General features: G+C 38.5%; 19 protein-coding genes. 10 read left to right on the forward strand and 9 right to left on the reverse strand.

The window, feature by feature from the left end; all coding sequences use genetic code 11:
- Positions 1-62: 62 nt before the first annotated feature.
- A complete protein-coding gene (locus AAGD16_RS09375; protein WP_138764988.1) occupies positions 63-1,400 on the reverse strand; it encodes an ankyrin repeat domain-containing protein in 1,338 nt (445 codons plus the stop codon).
- A gap of 209 nt (positions 1,401-1,609) precedes the next feature.
- Positions 1,610-2,203: a phospholipid-binding protein MlaC gene (locus AAGD16_RS09380; protein ID WP_013465258.1), complete on the reverse strand. Its 594-nt coding sequence runs from the start codon at positions 2,201-2,203 to the stop codon at positions 1,610-1,612.
- Between the two features lie 246 nt (positions 2,204-2,449).
- Here AAGD16_RS09380 and AAGD16_RS09385 point away from each other — a divergent pair, with 246 nt between their 5' ends.
- On the forward strand, positions 2,450-2,986 hold the full coding sequence (locus AAGD16_RS09385; RefSeq protein ID WP_036954276.1) for an acyloxyacyl hydrolase: 537 nt from the start codon (positions 2,450-2,452) through the stop codon (positions 2,984-2,986).
- 85 nt (positions 2,987-3,071) lie between these two features.
- Complete coding sequence (locus AAGD16_RS09390) at positions 3,072-3,221, forward strand: DUF2897 family protein (protein WP_076916055.1); 150 nt, start codon at positions 3,072-3,074, stop codon at positions 3,219-3,221.
- A 34-nt stretch (positions 3,222-3,255) separates the two neighbouring features.
- Here the strand turns inward: AAGD16_RS09390 and AAGD16_RS09395 are convergent, their stop codons facing one another.
- A complete protein-coding gene (locus AAGD16_RS09395) occupies positions 3,256-4,644 on the reverse strand; it encodes a YjiH family protein (protein WP_024601116.1) in 1,389 nt (462 codons plus the stop codon).
- 65 nt (positions 4,645-4,709) lie between these two features.
- A complete protein-coding gene (gene bamC / locus AAGD16_RS09400; RefSeq protein WP_377111378.1) occupies positions 4,710-5,768 on the reverse strand; it encodes an outer membrane protein assembly factor BamC in 1,059 nt (352 codons plus the stop codon).
- 355 nt (positions 5,769-6,123) lie between these two features.
- Between bamC and AAGD16_RS09405 the strand changes: the two genes are divergently transcribed.
- From AAGD16_RS09405 to AAGD16_RS09415, 3 genes are all read left to right on the forward strand, one after another.
- Positions 6,124-6,657 carry a glycine cleavage system protein R gene (locus tag AAGD16_RS09405; RefSeq protein WP_013465263.1) on the forward strand — a complete coding sequence of 178 codons (534 nt, stop codon included), beginning with the start codon at positions 6,124-6,126 and terminating at the stop codon, positions 6,655-6,657.
- A 10-nt stretch (positions 6,658-6,667) separates the two neighbouring features.
- Complete coding sequence (gene bcp, locus AAGD16_RS09410; protein ID WP_024601114.1) at positions 6,668-7,147, forward strand: thioredoxin-dependent thiol peroxidase; 480 nt, start codon at positions 6,668-6,670, stop codon at positions 7,145-7,147.
- Positions 7,148-7,342: 195 nt separating this feature from the next.
- On the forward strand, positions 7,343-7,789 hold the full coding sequence (locus AAGD16_RS09415) for a hypothetical protein (protein ID WP_024601113.1): 447 nt from the start codon (positions 7,343-7,345) through the stop codon (positions 7,787-7,789).
- Positions 7,790-7,922: 133 nt separating this feature from the next.
- Here the strand turns inward: AAGD16_RS09415 and AAGD16_RS09420 are convergent, their stop codons facing one another.
- The gene (locus tag AAGD16_RS09420; RefSeq protein WP_096038558.1) at positions 7,923-9,401 is read right to left on the reverse strand and encodes an ABC transporter substrate-binding protein; all 1,479 of its coding nucleotides are present in this window, start codon (positions 9,399-9,401) and stop codon (positions 7,923-7,925) included.
- A 430-nt stretch (positions 9,402-9,831) separates the two neighbouring features.
- Between AAGD16_RS09420 and AAGD16_RS09425 the strand changes: the two genes are divergently transcribed.
- The 3 genes from AAGD16_RS09425 to AAGD16_RS09435 all read left to right on the forward strand — a co-directional run bounded on the left by AAGD16_RS09425 (position 9,832) and on the right by AAGD16_RS09435 (position 11,003).
- A complete protein-coding gene (locus AAGD16_RS09425; protein ID WP_096038560.1) occupies positions 9,832-10,296 on the forward strand; it encodes a hypothetical protein in 465 nt (154 codons plus the stop codon).
- A 116-nt stretch (positions 10,297-10,412) separates the two neighbouring features.
- Positions 10,413-10,715 carry a hypothetical protein gene (locus tag AAGD16_RS09430; protein WP_096038561.1) on the forward strand — a complete coding sequence of 101 codons (303 nt, stop codon included), beginning with the start codon at positions 10,413-10,415 and terminating at the stop codon, positions 10,713-10,715.
- 15 nt (positions 10,716-10,730) lie between these two features.
- Positions 10,731-11,003: a hypothetical protein gene (locus AAGD16_RS09435; RefSeq protein ID WP_096038562.1), complete on the forward strand. Its 273-nt coding sequence runs from the start codon at positions 10,731-10,733 to the stop codon at positions 11,001-11,003.
- Between the two features lie 107 nt (positions 11,004-11,110).
- On the opposite strand, the gene queE is transcribed toward AAGD16_RS09435, so the two are convergent.
- The gene (gene queE / locus AAGD16_RS09440) at positions 11,111-11,776 is read right to left on the reverse strand and encodes a 7-carboxy-7-deazaguanine synthase QueE (RefSeq protein ID WP_033104418.1); all 666 of its coding nucleotides are present in this window, start codon (positions 11,774-11,776) and stop codon (positions 11,111-11,113) included.
- Positions 11,777-11,921: 145 nt separating this feature from the next.
- Here queE and queC point away from each other — a divergent pair, with 145 nt between their 5' ends.
- The gene (gene queC, locus AAGD16_RS09445) at positions 11,922-12,578 is read left to right on the forward strand and encodes a 7-cyano-7-deazaguanine synthase QueC (protein WP_013465272.1); all 657 of its coding nucleotides are present in this window, start codon (positions 11,922-11,924) and stop codon (positions 12,576-12,578) included.
- A 60-nt stretch (positions 12,579-12,638) separates the two neighbouring features.
- Here the strand turns inward: queC and AAGD16_RS09450 are convergent, their stop codons facing one another.
- Positions 12,639-13,088 (reverse strand): isoprenylcysteine carboxylmethyltransferase family protein, encoded by a 450-nt coding sequence (locus AAGD16_RS09450; protein ID WP_024601107.1) that lies wholly within the window; start codon positions 13,086-13,088, stop codon positions 12,639-12,641.
- A gap of 166 nt (positions 13,089-13,254) precedes the next feature.
- Here AAGD16_RS09450 and AAGD16_RS09455 point away from each other — a divergent pair, with 166 nt between their 5' ends.
- A complete protein-coding gene (locus AAGD16_RS09455) occupies positions 13,255-13,497 on the forward strand; it encodes a hypothetical protein (RefSeq protein WP_013465274.1) in 243 nt (80 codons plus the stop codon).
- Between the two features lie 11 nt (positions 13,498-13,508).
- On the opposite strand, the gene AAGD16_RS09460 is transcribed toward AAGD16_RS09455, so the two are convergent.
- Both AAGD16_RS09460 and AAGD16_RS09465 read right to left on the reverse strand, forming a co-directional pair.
- Positions 13,509-14,522: a hypothetical protein gene (locus AAGD16_RS09460; RefSeq protein ID WP_024601106.1), complete on the reverse strand. Its 1,014-nt coding sequence runs from the start codon at positions 14,520-14,522 to the stop codon at positions 13,509-13,511.
- 94 nt (positions 14,523-14,616) lie between these two features.
- Positions 14,617-15,282 carry a tRNA (adenine(22)-N(1))-methyltransferase TrmK gene (locus tag AAGD16_RS09465; protein ID WP_024601105.1) on the reverse strand — a complete coding sequence of 222 codons (666 nt, stop codon included), beginning with the start codon at positions 15,280-15,282 and terminating at the stop codon, positions 14,617-14,619.
- Between the last annotated feature and the right edge of the window lie 3 nt (positions 15,283-15,285).

Genomic DNA, 15,285 nt, shown 5'->3' on the forward strand with positions numbered 1-15,285 from the left:
AAATACCCTACAATGCAAAAACGCGCTAATTAGCGCGTTTTTTTGTAGCAAAACATTAACTTTTAAACTAACTCGCTTAAAGCTGCCAGCCCCACAATACAGGCTAAACCTAGTTGTGCAACAAGACTAAAAACAGACATCATTCGTATTAAAAACAATCCCCATGGGTGTTTTACATGCGGATACAATGAGCAACGCTTTAAGTTCGTTGCAAAGAAAAAACACACCACCGCCGTCATGGTCATAAAAAGAGTAAGCTCACTTTTTATAGTGATGTTTTCATCAAAAAAGAAAAATAACTGTAGCGGTAATAATAAAGCCACAACCGCATGTAGCACATGCACCTTTTTAATTCGCTCTAGCTGCCCCTCTGGCGATAACTCTTTAATACCAAAGTCACGCTCAAGGCACTTAACTAAGTTGCTGGCTTTTATACTAACCGCTAATCGGTAACAACTTAACCCCTCGTTATTTCGCGCTCTAAAGTCATACCCTGCTTTGAGCAGTAAAATCATTAACGATTCGTTTTTACTTATCACCGCGTAATGCAGCGCCGTATTACCTTGGCCGTCTACCGCTTTTTTATCTTGGTACTGCAGGAGTGTTTCTACTACATTTACGTAGCCTTTTTCTGCCGCCCACATAAATGCTGTTTTATTATCTTCATCGGTTAAGGTGCCCGTGGCGCCTTGCTCAATAAAGCGCATTGCCATGGTTTGCTTAGCTTTTTTCTTGTTTAAATGCGCAAGTAAGGCATTTTCTAAAAGCACAATAGAGTCAACATCAGGAGACACCTGAGTTAACAAAGTAAAGTAATCTTTGCCAGCAGCCACTTTTTCGCTGGTCAGCTCTGCTAAGTGGTCAATATCAGCAATCGACTGGGGAATATGCGCACTTAAACGCTCTCTAAAATCGACCTCTTTCCAAATAGCTAAGGTATCTGCAGCAGAGAGCTTTGCACCTTGCTCTAGCGCATGCTCTATCAGAGTAAAAAAGCGTTTACTAAAAAATAAGCTAATTAAAGAAAGTGGCGTTTCAATGTTATTTTGTGCCGACACACTTGCATACTTTTCAAGTCGCTGACACAGCATTAGCACAATATTTTCTATGCTGTAATCATTGGCAAAATAATGCTCTTTCAGTGCAGCAATATACTCTTGTGCGTTTTCATCATATTCAGAAATATGCTGAAAATAACACTCTTCAAATGGCTCTAAGGGGGTTAACCAGGTTAAATAATAAATTGGGGGTAAAACAGTAGTGCATACACCATTATCTTCTTCAGTAGAGCGACAGGCGGGCCAAGCTTCTAAAGCATCTAAAATGAAGGCACCGTTTTGTTCAACCAGCCCTTTGACCAGTAACGGGTATTCCTTTGGCCAAATTAGTACATTTTCCATTAAAACAACACAACTCCAGTGTAGCTCGGGTGAGTAGTCAGTTATAACAGTATTTAGCTGACACCACGCTTAATCAAAGAAGCCAATATTCTACCACAGCTAGGTAGCCAAGCTAGCGTAAACTCATGCAATATAGGCCAAAATACAAAAGCAGCTAACGACATACGTCATTAGCTGCTTTTAGGTTGGAGCTGTTAATTGCAAAAGTACTAACTTTGCTGAAGTTCTGCTGTGACTTGGTCTAATCCCACATCAGAAATACGTTGAATGATCTCTTTTTGCTTAGCACTGAGCAACGAAATTCCCTCTGCAACAATATCGTATACCTTCCACTGATTGTTATTACCTAAACGCAATTTAAAGTGCAAATCAATGGTTGGCTTATTCGGTTCAATAATTTGCGTTTTAACCGTAGCAAATTTAGAGTCGCTTGCAGCAGCGTCTTGCTCAAATATTACATCCTGCCCTGTGTACTTCATAAGCGCACCGGCATAAGTCCCTGTTAAGTAATGCTCTACAGCATTAATAAACGCAACACCTTGGTCGCGGTTAATACCTTTAATATGCTTACCTAATAATTTAAAAGACACAAACTTAACATCAATATGTGGCATTAAACGCTGCTGAACAATTAACGACATGGCTTCTTTGCTGGCATCGCCTTTGGCATTTACCTGTCCAATATCGTTAAATAATGATTCTGCTACAGTTTGCAATAACTGCTTAGGTGATGGCTGCGTTTGTGCATACAAAGCGCTACTGAAAAAAACAGCAATAACCACTAAAAGCTTTATAAGTTTCATAAAAAATGCATAGTTTAAATAATTAATTTAAGCGTAATTTACGCAAATAACAGGCAATAAAAAAGGCATAAATAAGCAACTTATTAATGCCTAATTGGCACCAATTGAATTAATTAAATAAATTCAATTGGTTAAATAAATCAGTTAACAAGCCATATACAAGCGGCTTTTTGTCCTCATTGAAAACACCAATTCACCGCCCTTATTATCCCTTTACTATTTTGACTTAAACCCTAGTTGGCCGTTATGAAAACCTCATACAACAGACTTTTAGTTCTTGTTTTTACCCTGTTTATATTGGCTACCAAAGCCGCTTATGCATCCTCTAACCATGGTTATGCCGTCGATCTTTTAAAAGGAGAAGGCAATGTAACAGGGGCAAAGCTTGCGTATCAATATCACCCTCAAGGAATGCAAAACTTTGTCGGCGATGCTCGTTTTTATTTAGAAAGCAGCGTTAACGTGTGGCAATACCGCCATGATCAACAATCACAATCCAACGTAGTCTTGGCTGTGTCACCGGTGGTGCAATTTCCAGCATTTAGTGTATACAACACCCCCTTTTATGTAGAGGCTGGCATTGGTTTTTCATTACTTGATGAGCGCTATTTTGCTGGTAAAAACCTAAGTACTCACTATCAGTTTGAAGATAGGATAGGCCTAGTGGCAGATTTTGGTGAAACTAATGTAGCGCTGCGAATTATTCACTATTCAAACGCCGGGTTTAAAGCGCCAAACCCAGGCATTAACTTTTTAACGTTATCGGTGGCACAACGGTTTTAATTGCTTATTTACAGCCCTAGAGAGGATTGCAGCTTTTATTTAAAGTGGTCATAATTATCGCTTAATAAAAAATAAGAGCATCGCAATGCAAATTTGGCAAATCGTACTCGTTATCGTGATTGTACTGGCTATTGTTATCGGCAATTTAGTACTGCTGCGTTTAAGTGCAAAAAGCGAGTTTAAACCCTCAGCACCACGCTCATCTGCGCAAAGCAAAGAAACAAAAAAGCCCTGAATAATCAGGGCTTTTTTTCGTTTAAATGATTGTTCTAGCCAACTAACCAGTGTGCCATTAAGGCAATAACTGGCAAGGTTACTAAAGTTCTGAGAATAAAAATAACAAATAACTCAAAAATATTAACCGGTATTTTACTACCTAATAAAAGTGCGCCTACTTCAGACATATAAATAAGTTGCGTTACACTCATTGCCGCAATAATAAAACGTGTTACATCGCTTTCAATTGAGCCTGCGGCTAAAATAGACGGAATAAACATATCTGCAAATCCCACCATAATCGTTTGCGCCGCCATTTCGGCTTCAGGTATTTGTAGTAATTCTAAAAATGGAATAAACGGCATACCTAAATATTGAAATATTGGCGTGTACTCAGCAATAATTAACGCAAATGTACCCACAGCCATTACCACAGGTAATACTGCAAACACCATATCAAATGCGTTGTGTAAGCCCTCTTCAATTGTGCCTTTTAAGCCTGGTGCTTTTTCTGCTTTAGTTAATGCAACATCAAGTGAATGCTTAAATAATGTTTTGCCTTCAGGAACCAATTCAGCGTTTCCATCGGGCTCTTCACCATCAATAAGCACGTCCTTTTTAAACCGCAGTGGCGGTAAACGCGGAACAATTATCGCAGCCACTACACCCGCTAAACACACGGTTAGGTAAAAAGGTGCAAATAAATATTCAAGCTTTACTTGGCCAATAACAACCAAACAAAAGGTAATTGATACAGCAGAGAAAGTGGTACCAATAATCGCAGCTTCACGTTGAGTGTAGTATTTATCTTCATACTGGCGTGCAGTCATCAAAATACCGACACTGCCATCACCTAACCACGAAGCAACACAGTTAACTGCACTGCGCCCCGGCACCCCAAACAATGGACGCATTACTTTAGTAAGTAAGGTACCCACCAGCTCAAGTAAACCAAAATTAAGTAATAACGGCAGTAACAAGCCCGCTAAAATAAACACCGAAAACAACACCGGTAGTAAATCTTTTAATACTAATAAACCGGTATTTTCTGAGGTAATAGCATGCGGCCCAACTTGAAAATAAGTTAAAAGCACAAACGCCATACCAAATAACCGTGTTACTAACCAAATCCAACTCACATTAAATAAATGATTTAATAAGCGAAATTTGGTTAAGCTTTTCGGTTTAAACACACTAAATATCAACGACATAACGCCAGTAATACAAATAATTGTCGCTATTAGCCCTAGTGCTATTTCACTAAATAAGGCTTGAATTGCTTTTGCCATTACCGCAATAGGGATCGTCATTATTTCGCCAGACGGTACTGGCGTCATGAACAAAAAAACACCGATTAAAGAAGGAATTAAAAAAACCAACCATACTTTCAAATCATAACTTTTTTGGACTGGTGCTGGGCGTGATGAATCTAACTGAGACATATTTTCAACCTGTAAAAACCACAAAAAGAGCTAAGTGCTCTTTTTGTGGGAAGTATTTATATTTATTAAATTTTAATACCGCGCTTGATTAACGCCGCTTCTAATGCTTGTTGTAACCCATTCATTGTACCTGGTTCAAGCGTTTCGCCTTTGTCATCCATCCACGTTAGACTGGTGCCACCTTGTTTGGTTTTGCTAACCAAAATTTGGTATTGACCTTCATCAATTGGAAGCTCTGTTGGTTCATCGCCCCAAATTGAATCCCACACACTGCTTTCTACTTTCGCATAATCTGCTGTAATTAAACCTGTCTCTTGGTTTACTTCAACAATTGTGAACGACAAACGCTCTAAAAATCCAGAAAAGCGATCGAATACCGTATCGTAAGCCTGCTCAGTAACAAGTGCGGCATTGCCTTTGTTATCAAACCCGAGTTCTAACGAGATGATCCCTTGGCGCTTACGCATATCAACTTCAAGCTGACGGTAGCGGTAATCAAACTCACTCACTACTTGGTTAAGTGCACGCACTTCAAGCTGTTGTTTTAATAAATCAGTTAGCGGCTTATCACCTTTAAAATCAATAAGCTCAGCGGTTAACGAGGCTGTGCGTTGGTGTTCTTTTTCTTCAATGGTAAATTTAAAACGCTCTAAATCAACGCTTTCATCATTGCCCCATAACCAGCTTTCTTCAGGCTTTACAATAGCGTACCAATCGGTTACGAGTGTTCCTTGCGTTTTATCTAGCTGTGTTGCACTAATGTTATTATCAGCAAGCACCGCTTGAATCGAATCCCAAATAAACACATCTAAATCTTCAATGCCGTCATTTTTATCAAAATAAATACGCGCTTGTTTATCTGCTTCCTCAACCCAACTGCCTTTAGCAATGGTTAAAACTTGCGCCGGCGGACGATAGTTTGTTGCCTCCGGATTATTATCATATTGACCCACATCCATTTTATAAACAGGATCTTGAGCGGGTTGAGATAACGATGCAGGCGCTTTAACCGGCTCATGGGCGCGGTAATTACGCTCATTATGAGCATCACTTGTAAATACACTACACCCTGACAAACTTACCAATACACTTACTGCTAGTGCTTTTGGGATCCAATACTGCACAGATAATTCTCCTTAGCATACCCTTAATTGTTTTAACAAATATATGAGTGGGTAATGCCGATTTGGTTCAGTGTAAAATCAATATTAACTTTACATTTATAATTTGCTTGCCTAACTGCATTCAGCCTATGAGATAACAAACGGACTAGGCTACAAATAGACACATTTTTGCTATGGTACTTTCACAAGCTTGTAAAAACAAGAAACACTGCACTATTAACCGCCTAAAATTAACCGCTGCTATAGTTTAACGCGGGTTTTGTGTTAAACTTTGCCGCCGTGCAACGCTACGTGTTTATTTTTTTGTTGCCAAGTCGGTTGTTTTCATCCAAGTAACTTAGGTACTTTAAAACCCATGACTGCATTTTCAAATCATCAAATTGTTTTAACCGCAATTGGCGAGGATAGATCGGGCATCGTCAGTGAACTTACGCAACTCGTAAGCGATTGCCACTGTAATATTATAGATAGCCGTATTGCAATTTTAGGCAACGAATTCACCTTTATTATGCTACTTAGCGGTGATATGTCAGCCATTAGCCGCATAGAGCATACATTACCGACCAAAGGCATGGAGCTTGGCCTGCTCACTATGATGAAGCGTACTTCAAGCCATAATCAAAGCGAGTTTTGTGCAGGCTATACCTTAGAATATACCGGCATAGACACCCCTGGCACATTAAGTAAAGTAACGCGTTTTTTTGCAGATAATAATATTAATATTTGCTCATTAAAGTCAGACACCTACGAAGAAGAAACTGAGCTAAAAATGCGTTGTGAACTTGAATTTAATATTCCCGTTGACGTTGATATTGACCAATTTAAAATTAGTTTTGAAAACCTTTCGCACGTTTTAAACGTAGATTACATCTTTCGACGTATTCGCTAAGGAGTTTAGCATGAACAAAATTACCCCATTACAAAGTGGCGACACAGCACCGGCTTTTAGCTTACAAAACCAAAATGATGAAACCGTCGTGCTCAGCGAGTTATTAAAAGAAAAACAAGTACTGGTGTACTTTTACCCTAAGGCGTCAACGCCTGGCTGTACCGTACAAGCCGAAAACCTGCGTGACCAACAAGCCGAGCTTGCTAAATTTAACACCCATGTTGTTGGCATAAGCCCAGATCCGATTAAGCGTCTTAAAAACTTTGAAACAAAAAAAGAGCTTAACTTTGACCTACTCTCAGATGAAGATCATGCCATTGCTGAGGCATTTGGGGTGTGGGGCTATAAAAAGTTTATGGGCAAAGAGTACGACGGTATCCACCGCCTCACTTTCTTAGTAGGCCAAGACGGTAAAATTAAACACTTGTTTGATAAATTCAAAACCAAAGATCACCACCAAGTGGTATTAGATTATTTAGCAGCTGAATAAAGGCTAAAGGCTAAAGGCTAAAGGCTAAAGGCTAAAGGCTAAAGGCTAAAGGCTAAAGGCTAAAGGCTAAAGGCTAAACAAGATAAAATAAAAGCGTTGCTCAATGGCAACGCTTTTTTGTATTTATCGCTTTAGTACTTTAGCATTCCTGCCGATAGTTAAATTAGTAACAAATAACATTATGGATAATAAACCGTGATACAGCTAAATAAACACTCAGCCTTTGACGTTAAAATTACAGCCGAAAAAACAAATATTACACAACAAACAAAAGACACAACAAAAAATCAGGACAACACTGATTATCAATTATCAGACAAAGAACGCAATAAACTCTCAGGAAAAGAGGCTGAGCAAAACGCTGAAAAAACAGCAAATTCAGAAATGCCTGAATATATCGCAAAAATGATAGAGCAACTTAAAGAGCTTAAACAGCAGCTTGAACAACAAAAAGAGCTACTCTCTCAATTAAAAACTCAATCCGATCCGGAAGACGAGGTCATACAAGCACAAATTGAAGCACAGGCAAATATTGTTTCATCAACACAATCTCAAGTAGTCGCGCTGGTACAAATGATTAGCCAAGCCATGAAAGACGCCGGTATTACTGACGCAGGTGCACTTGTTAGTGCCATTGTTTGAATTTTCAGAGCCAAGTATTCAGCGTTATACAAATCTACCTTACAAAGGCGGCTTTATTTTTATCATCGGCTTATTATTTCAATGATAAATATGCCTACCCTAGCGGTTAAAAAACCACGTTGTGCTTGCGTTCTCACTCTTCATCTAACAGTGCTTGCTGATAAATTTTATTAAACTGTTCAGCAGGTAAGTCAGCCGCAAAGTGGTATATAAGCGCTTTATATTCATCGCTTTGAATTAATTTTGAGAGTGTATTATTAAAGTTCTGCATAAATTTTATATTTTCTTCACTGCGCTCACACATTAAATGCCCAACAGTAAACGATGTTTTTAATTTCAAATCAAAGGAGTGAATATCAGCATCTGTTATATCGTGCCAATACGTGGCTACATCACTGGGGTATTCAATAGACGCATCAAACTCTTGCAACTTCGCTAATTGTTGTAATCTAGAGAATATATTAGTGGGAGCTGGTTTTATTTTAGTTTTATCTACCTCCTCAAGTAGAGACATAATGTCTTCGGAGAATATTCTGAATTTTGATAACCCCAACCTTAATCCACTTTGTGACACCAACTCGTCTAAATTTTTTATATGTTTAAATTGAGCCAAGTTATTTGGAGAATAAAGTCGCGGTGCGAGATACAAAGAAAACGGCTTTGATATTAAATAGCGGCTTGCTCGTTCTGGCGTGTTAATTTTATTGGCGAAACAATGACTAATGCCAAATTGCACCTCAACATTGGTATCTGGCGCTTTTACAAACTCAATTCTGTAATCTCGCATTTCAGCCAAAATTAACTTATAAAGCTGCGCGTCGAGTGATTTTCCTTCGGTAACTGAGTTCAGTCGTAGCAAAGACTCATCGTTACTACTTAATACGATTTTTGTTTTATTTGCGTCAAACTCTGCAAAACGCGTATTTTCATAATCTAATTTATATAATGCCTGCAACCGTCCCGATGATTTTAATTTTGGCATTGTTTGGTCAAATTTTCTCGCCAAGGCTTTCCCTTTTTCATTATTCGAAAAGGCTAAATAAATAGGCCTTGCTGGCACAACCTCTACATAATTAAGCTTTGATTTGTACTCTTTGGGAATGTTGTAGTCAAAATCAACGAAAGCATCTATGCGTTTATTGAGTAGCAGTGCCACTGCGTTTTCAATAGTAGAAGCCGGGTAATAATCGTGTGGGTATTCAATAAACTTATCGAAATTGTAGCCATCGAGCCAGCTTAATACTTTGTTGTTTAAATCAGACAGTTTATTAAACTTATGAGCAGAATCTACAAAATACGCATTAATTGGGTAATCGTAGTCTAAATACCAATTAGGATAATAAGCTAAAGGAATATCCTCTTTAGCAACACCAACAACAATATCATATTGTTTTTGTTCAAATAAATTGGTAATTCGTTTGTAAGTACTAAAATCAAACTCGAGCTGTTCATCCGCATAAACTTCTTTTAATAATTCAATATAAACGCCTGTTTCATCCGGATTAGTGTAATCAACCCAGTGAGTCACGCCCACTTTTACACTAGCAAAAGCCGAGTTTATAAAAACATAAGAAAAAACAAACAACAGTAGTAGGTATTTAGCCAAGCGCATTCTCCCAATCACTTAGTTTAATATAAGCACCACCTAATACACTTTGCAAACTTGGGTTTTAGTTTGGTACTTTAAAAAGGTTCAAGGTTCAAGGTTCAAGGTTCAAGGTTCAAGGTTCAAGGTTCAAGGTTCAAGGTTCAAGGTTCAAGGTTCAAGGTTCAAGGTTCAAGGTTCAAGGTTCAAGGTTCAAGGTTCAAGGTTCAAGGTTCAAGGTTCAAGGTTCAAGGTTCAACAAAATAAAAACAAAAGCGCTGCTCAATAACAACGCTTTTAAATATTAGCTTTTCTTAAAAATCATAGAAAAGTTAGTGATAGTAATATCTTAGGTAATTTGTTAAAACTTTACAGAAGAAAAGTGAGCGTGGTATGGATATAAACCTGCACGACTCGCGCACTATAAGATTATTAAATCGCTCAATAAGGACAAGTATTGAATAAAGAAGAGTACAAGGAAAGTGGGATCTTATATGCGGTGTTTACTACCGTTTTATTATATTTCTTTTTTAAGATTACTTTAATTTTCTCTATGGGGTTAGATTGGAGCTCAATTTGTCTAAGCTTCCTTTGGGATAATATTGATACTGCAATTACACCTTTTACGGCATTTTTAATAGTGGCAGTTTTAAGCTGTGTCTGGTTTTTTTATTGCGCCATAAAGTACAAACGAAAAGTTGGCAAATCAGCATATTTCCTATTGGCTGTTGGAGCGGTGTTTTATTACTTTTGGTTCAAAGGCTTTTACGGTTTTTGGCAGCTAATGAGCTACGAGAAAAAAGAAATTACTTTACAAGAGTTTTATGAAAAAACGGGTGGTACAGAAAGGTTGAAATTTTTGTTTGGTAATAAACTTAACGAAAATGTATTGTGCAAATCGCAATTGAACAAAAAAAATTAGAAGTGGGATAAAAACAGATTATTTTGTTCGTTCCCAACAAGTTATTGCCAACTATTTTCTGCCGTTTATTTACGGCGTTAACATGTTATACACTTTTCAAAAAATGGAGTTTGAAAATGAGAAAAGAGTTCGAATTCACGGTCAAGGGTCATAAAATTAAAATTGTTAACTCATGGTTTGGTGGTGCAAAACTATATGTTGATGGCGATTTTCGTGATCAAGATTCTACTTTTATTGTTAATGGCAAAACAGCACTTCTTTCAGCTAAACTTGCTGATCTTGGTATTTTAGAGATTTTCCCCATATCTGCTTTAATATCTGTAGAAATGGATGCATTTTTAATTACGGACGATGAAAGGTTGCAAGTATACAGCTCACATAAGCGTTTAACCTTAACACAGCAGCGATTAGCAAAATAAACACATAGGTAAAATATGAAACTATTAATGGCCCCTTTATTACTCATTATTGCTGGATGCAGTAGTGTTGCGCAAAAAGATGAAAAATATTCGCCGTGCTCTGAGGCATGGTTTAACTATGTTGAGCAGCAAATTAATACCGGTGACGGTTATGGACATGGGCCAGACATTGGCTCTTTAGAATGGCGCTCTGTGATCATGTTTAAACTCGGTATTAGAGATAAGCCAAATGTACCAGAATTAAATACACAGCTGTGGTGTCAGTTTATTGATGAAAATTATATTTAAAGCCAGCTTAACTTTATGAGTTGAAATTTGTTTAGTTCGGTTGGGTTTATAACCCAACCTTGTATCTACGTAATATAACTTAACGCAGAGCAGCTTACAGCTGCCCTTTAACTAATCCCCAAATACTTATGAACTTGAATTGATAAGCGCCAGTTTTTGACGATACAAGTATCAATGGCTAATTTAGTGGCTGAGGTTTTTTGGCTGATTGGCTGCAAATATACCAGTTTTGGGTTTACGCCGGTGGCGGTAAATAGCTCTTCCAGTTCTTCTACGTGTTTTTGCATAGCAACCGGGTGTTTAATTTCATCGGCGCGTTGCATAGCACTGCTCAATACTTTGTAACCACCGCGCATATTAATTTTTGGCGATACCGTGACCCACGTTTGTGCAGGGGCGAGTATTTCGAAGGTGCCACTGGTTTCTATTTGTGTGCTAAAGCCATGATCATGCAGTAAATTACATACTGGGTTCAAATCATACATGCAAGGTTCGCCACCGGTTATAACAACATGCTTGGCGGTATAGCCACGGGATTTAAATAACTCCAGTACTTGCGAGGCACTGGCCTCAGCCCAATGATCTGAGTCGGCTTTTTTTTCTACCGTGTCATCAAGTGATACTTTATATACGTTATCAACATCCCAGGTTTGCTTTGTGTCGCACCATGAACATCCCACAGGGCAACCTTGCAGGCGTAAAAAAATAGACGGCGTACCAGTAAAACTCGCTTCACCTTGAATGGTTTCAAACACTTCATTAATTTTGTACAAAAGAAATCTCACTTACAACCTGACGGCAAAATTGTTACTATTAGAAATCACAAAGCACGGTGCAAAAATTGTCATTTATGCCTTGGCCGTGTAGTATATCGCGCCCTGATATAAACCTCTATCAAAACTAAAGAGCAAACCACGTATGACGCAAAAAGTAGTTGTTATTTATTCCGGCGGTATGGACTCATTTACTGTATTAAATAAAGCCCTGCAGCAAGGCCATGATGTTTATGCCCTCTCGTTTGATTATGGTCAGCGTCATGTTAAAGAACTTAAAGTCGCCGCCAGCGTATGTGAAAAGCTAAATGTACCGCACAAGATTGTTGATATATCGGCAATTAATCAGCTTATTGGTGGCTCGTCGTTAACGGACGATATTGATGTGCCAGAAGGCCATTACGAAGAAGAAAGCATGAAAAGCACCATTGTGCCTAATCGCAACATGATTTTACTTTCTTTAGCGGTAGGTTATGCGGTGTCGCTTAAAGCAAGCAAAGTATATTACGGTGCGCATTCGGGCGATCATGCTATTTACCCAGATTGCCGCCCTGAGTTTGTTAAAAAGATGGATGATGTGTGTCGTATTGCTAATTACGATGCGGTAGAAATTTTTAGCCCGTATTTAAATAATACTAAAATCGATATTTTAACCGATGGTATTAAAATGGGATTAGACTACAGCCAAACATGGACCTGTTATAACGGTCGTGATAAGGCCTGTGGCAAATGTGGCGCTTGCCAAGAACGTTTAGAAGCCTTTGAGCTGAACAACGTAACCGACCCGCTTGAATACGAGTAAAGTTTAAAATAAGCACACTATAAGGCTACCAAGGGTAGCCTTTTTTAGTATGAAAAAACATTAAAGCCAGCGTTTTACCCGCGATTTGTAATCCTCAAATTGCTCACCAAATAACTGATGTAACGCCCGCTCTTCGGGAATGATTTGAAACAGCGTTAAATAACCAACGTAGCCCACAATACCTAAAAAAGCCCAAATAGAGCTTAGCCACACGCCCCACCCCGCCAGTATAAAAGCAAAGCCTAAATACATAGGGTTACGTGAGAGTTTATATACCCCTGAGGTAACTAAGCTTGTTGCTTGCTCAGGTTTATTTGGTAGTACCGTGGTTTTGGCTAAACGAAAACTGACGACCCCAGCAACACAAAAGAAACAACCTATAGCGACTAATCCTAATGCTAGGTAAGTTATGAAGGCGGTAAAGTCTATTACTGTGTAATGCGCAATCAGTGCCATAACAGCAGCGAAAAATACCACAACGACAACCGGTGGAATTTTATTATTTAACATACCTATTCCTTGTATCGATTAAAAAAAACTGCATGGTTACTATATGGTGGCGGCACAAATAATAACAATGACTTTATAAATACAAATAAAGTTACAATTAATTAGCTTTATCGGCGCTTAATTATGGTTATAATTTAAACTTAAAATAAAATTAAAGGAAGTAATTATGTCTGGCACAACAATGATAGTTCTCATTGTACTTATTTCTGTAGGTTCGGGGGTTATTTACGATATGTATAAAAAGCACCTTGAGTTTAAACATAAAGTTCAAGACAACAATCAAGATGCTCATAAGCAACTAGCAGAAGTAACCGCGCAAGTGACTGAACTCAAACAGCGAGTACAAACACTTGAAGCCATTGTTACCGACTCAAGCTATAGCGTAAAACAAGAAATAAACAAACTATAGCTGTCCCTTAGTTATAAATAATTAGGGTATAAATGTGCATTTTCTGGCTGCTCTATACCATGGGCAGCTAAAAACCCGCCAATGGCTTGTCCACACCCTTGGGGTGCCCTGCCGCTGTCTATTTCAAAGTTTAACTGATTCGCCTCTTGCTTACCCATAGAACATAAACTAACTGAACTTGGTGAACGCATGGCAATGCTTAGCTCCCCGACCTGCTCTGCGTGTACATCTTTACTAAAGCGCGCAAAGCCTTGGTATTTAAAATGCTCACTCACATACTCGTTACTTACAGCAACCAGTGCGGCAATAAAGCTATGTAAAAAGCTGTTGATTGTTGCATCAGGTGCTAAAAATGACAAGGTTTTATTATTAAATTCGCTTAGCTGACAACTATCGCAATGAAGTTTAACCGTATACACCTGCTCGCCGGTGATTATGGCTTGGCAGTTAATTAGCGCAATTTTATTATCCGCAAACACCAGGCGCTCTATCAGGTCGTTCAATGGAATATTTTTAAACGATGTGCTTTTAACAAGCTCAGGGTTTTGCGCCATAACAGGTAAATCATGATGATTATTAAACGGCGTGCTGGTTGCGCCTTGATGCTGCAGCTGAAAAAGCTCTCTTACTTCATGCTCGCGTGCCACTTTCAATGCTAAAAATGCTGTTTGAATAAGCTCTGAGGTTGGCAAATTTTGCTCTACTGGCCAGCGACGACCAAACAGTAACTTTTTTGCTTTGTTCTCAGCACGGTAATTATCTGGACTAAGTACCGCCACTTGCAGATAAATATCACTGTTTTTTTCTGCAGCTAACACACTAAAGTGAGTAGAAAAACTAATGTCGTTAAGCACTTCATTAACGCTGGCTAGCGTATGTTTGTAACGTAAAAAATGCTGGGGAACAATCCAATTATTATTGGCCAGTTGTACTAACGGCGCATACGAAATCGGTTGCTCGTAACTGTGTTGCCACTTTTGCCCATCGCCTAATAATGGCTCAATTTTTATATTTTTATCTGACATATTTAAACCAAATAAATCCGCCTAGTGGCAAGATATTAACTATGAAGCACTTTACGTAGTTAATCACAAAAACCGATCACACTGACAGGAGTATTTAGCATTCAAATACTCGTTGATACTCTGTTATAACTTTTTGATAGTAAAGTCTATCTTTATTGAGCATTCGAGTATAATGGTTAAGCAATTGCTGCTGATATTGATGATGTTGTGGATTGTGTTTATCCCACATTTGAGCACCGGTTTGAGTGAGTGTTTGGCTGGCATTTACACTAACGTGTAATACTTCGTAAAAACGTTTGTTTTCAACAATAATTTGCTCGTTTTCGAGCTTTAAATTACAGGCTTTTAAACCTTCGCGCACTTTGTAAAGATGCTGAATGGGGCAAATAATAAAACTGAGTTGGTGCAAGCTTTGCGGGTTGTTGGCAATAATTTGTTCAATAAGCTTTAAACATAAATCGCCCCCCACACCAGCAATAACCACCACTTGCTTTGCAGCTGTTGGCAATTTAATTTGCGCAACATCTTCGCAGCGCACTTGCCATGAAGGTAAAGATTTACCTTGCTCAAATTGTTGCAGCGACTGTTCGAGCGCTTCCATTAACGTTGGAATAATATCCACAAAATTTATATGTTTTGCTATATCGCGCTCAAGTAACGCCATCCCTAAAAAGCCATGATCGCAGCAACAATCCCAAACAATATCGTAAGGCTCTGTAATTAATGAATTGATGGCGTTTAAACGTTTACTCAGTTTCATTTA

Source organism: Pseudoalteromonas sp. M58, assembly GCF_042604605.1.
Classification (GTDB): Bacteria; Pseudomonadota; Gammaproteobacteria; order Enterobacterales; family Alteromonadaceae; genus Pseudoalteromonas; species Pseudoalteromonas tetraodonis.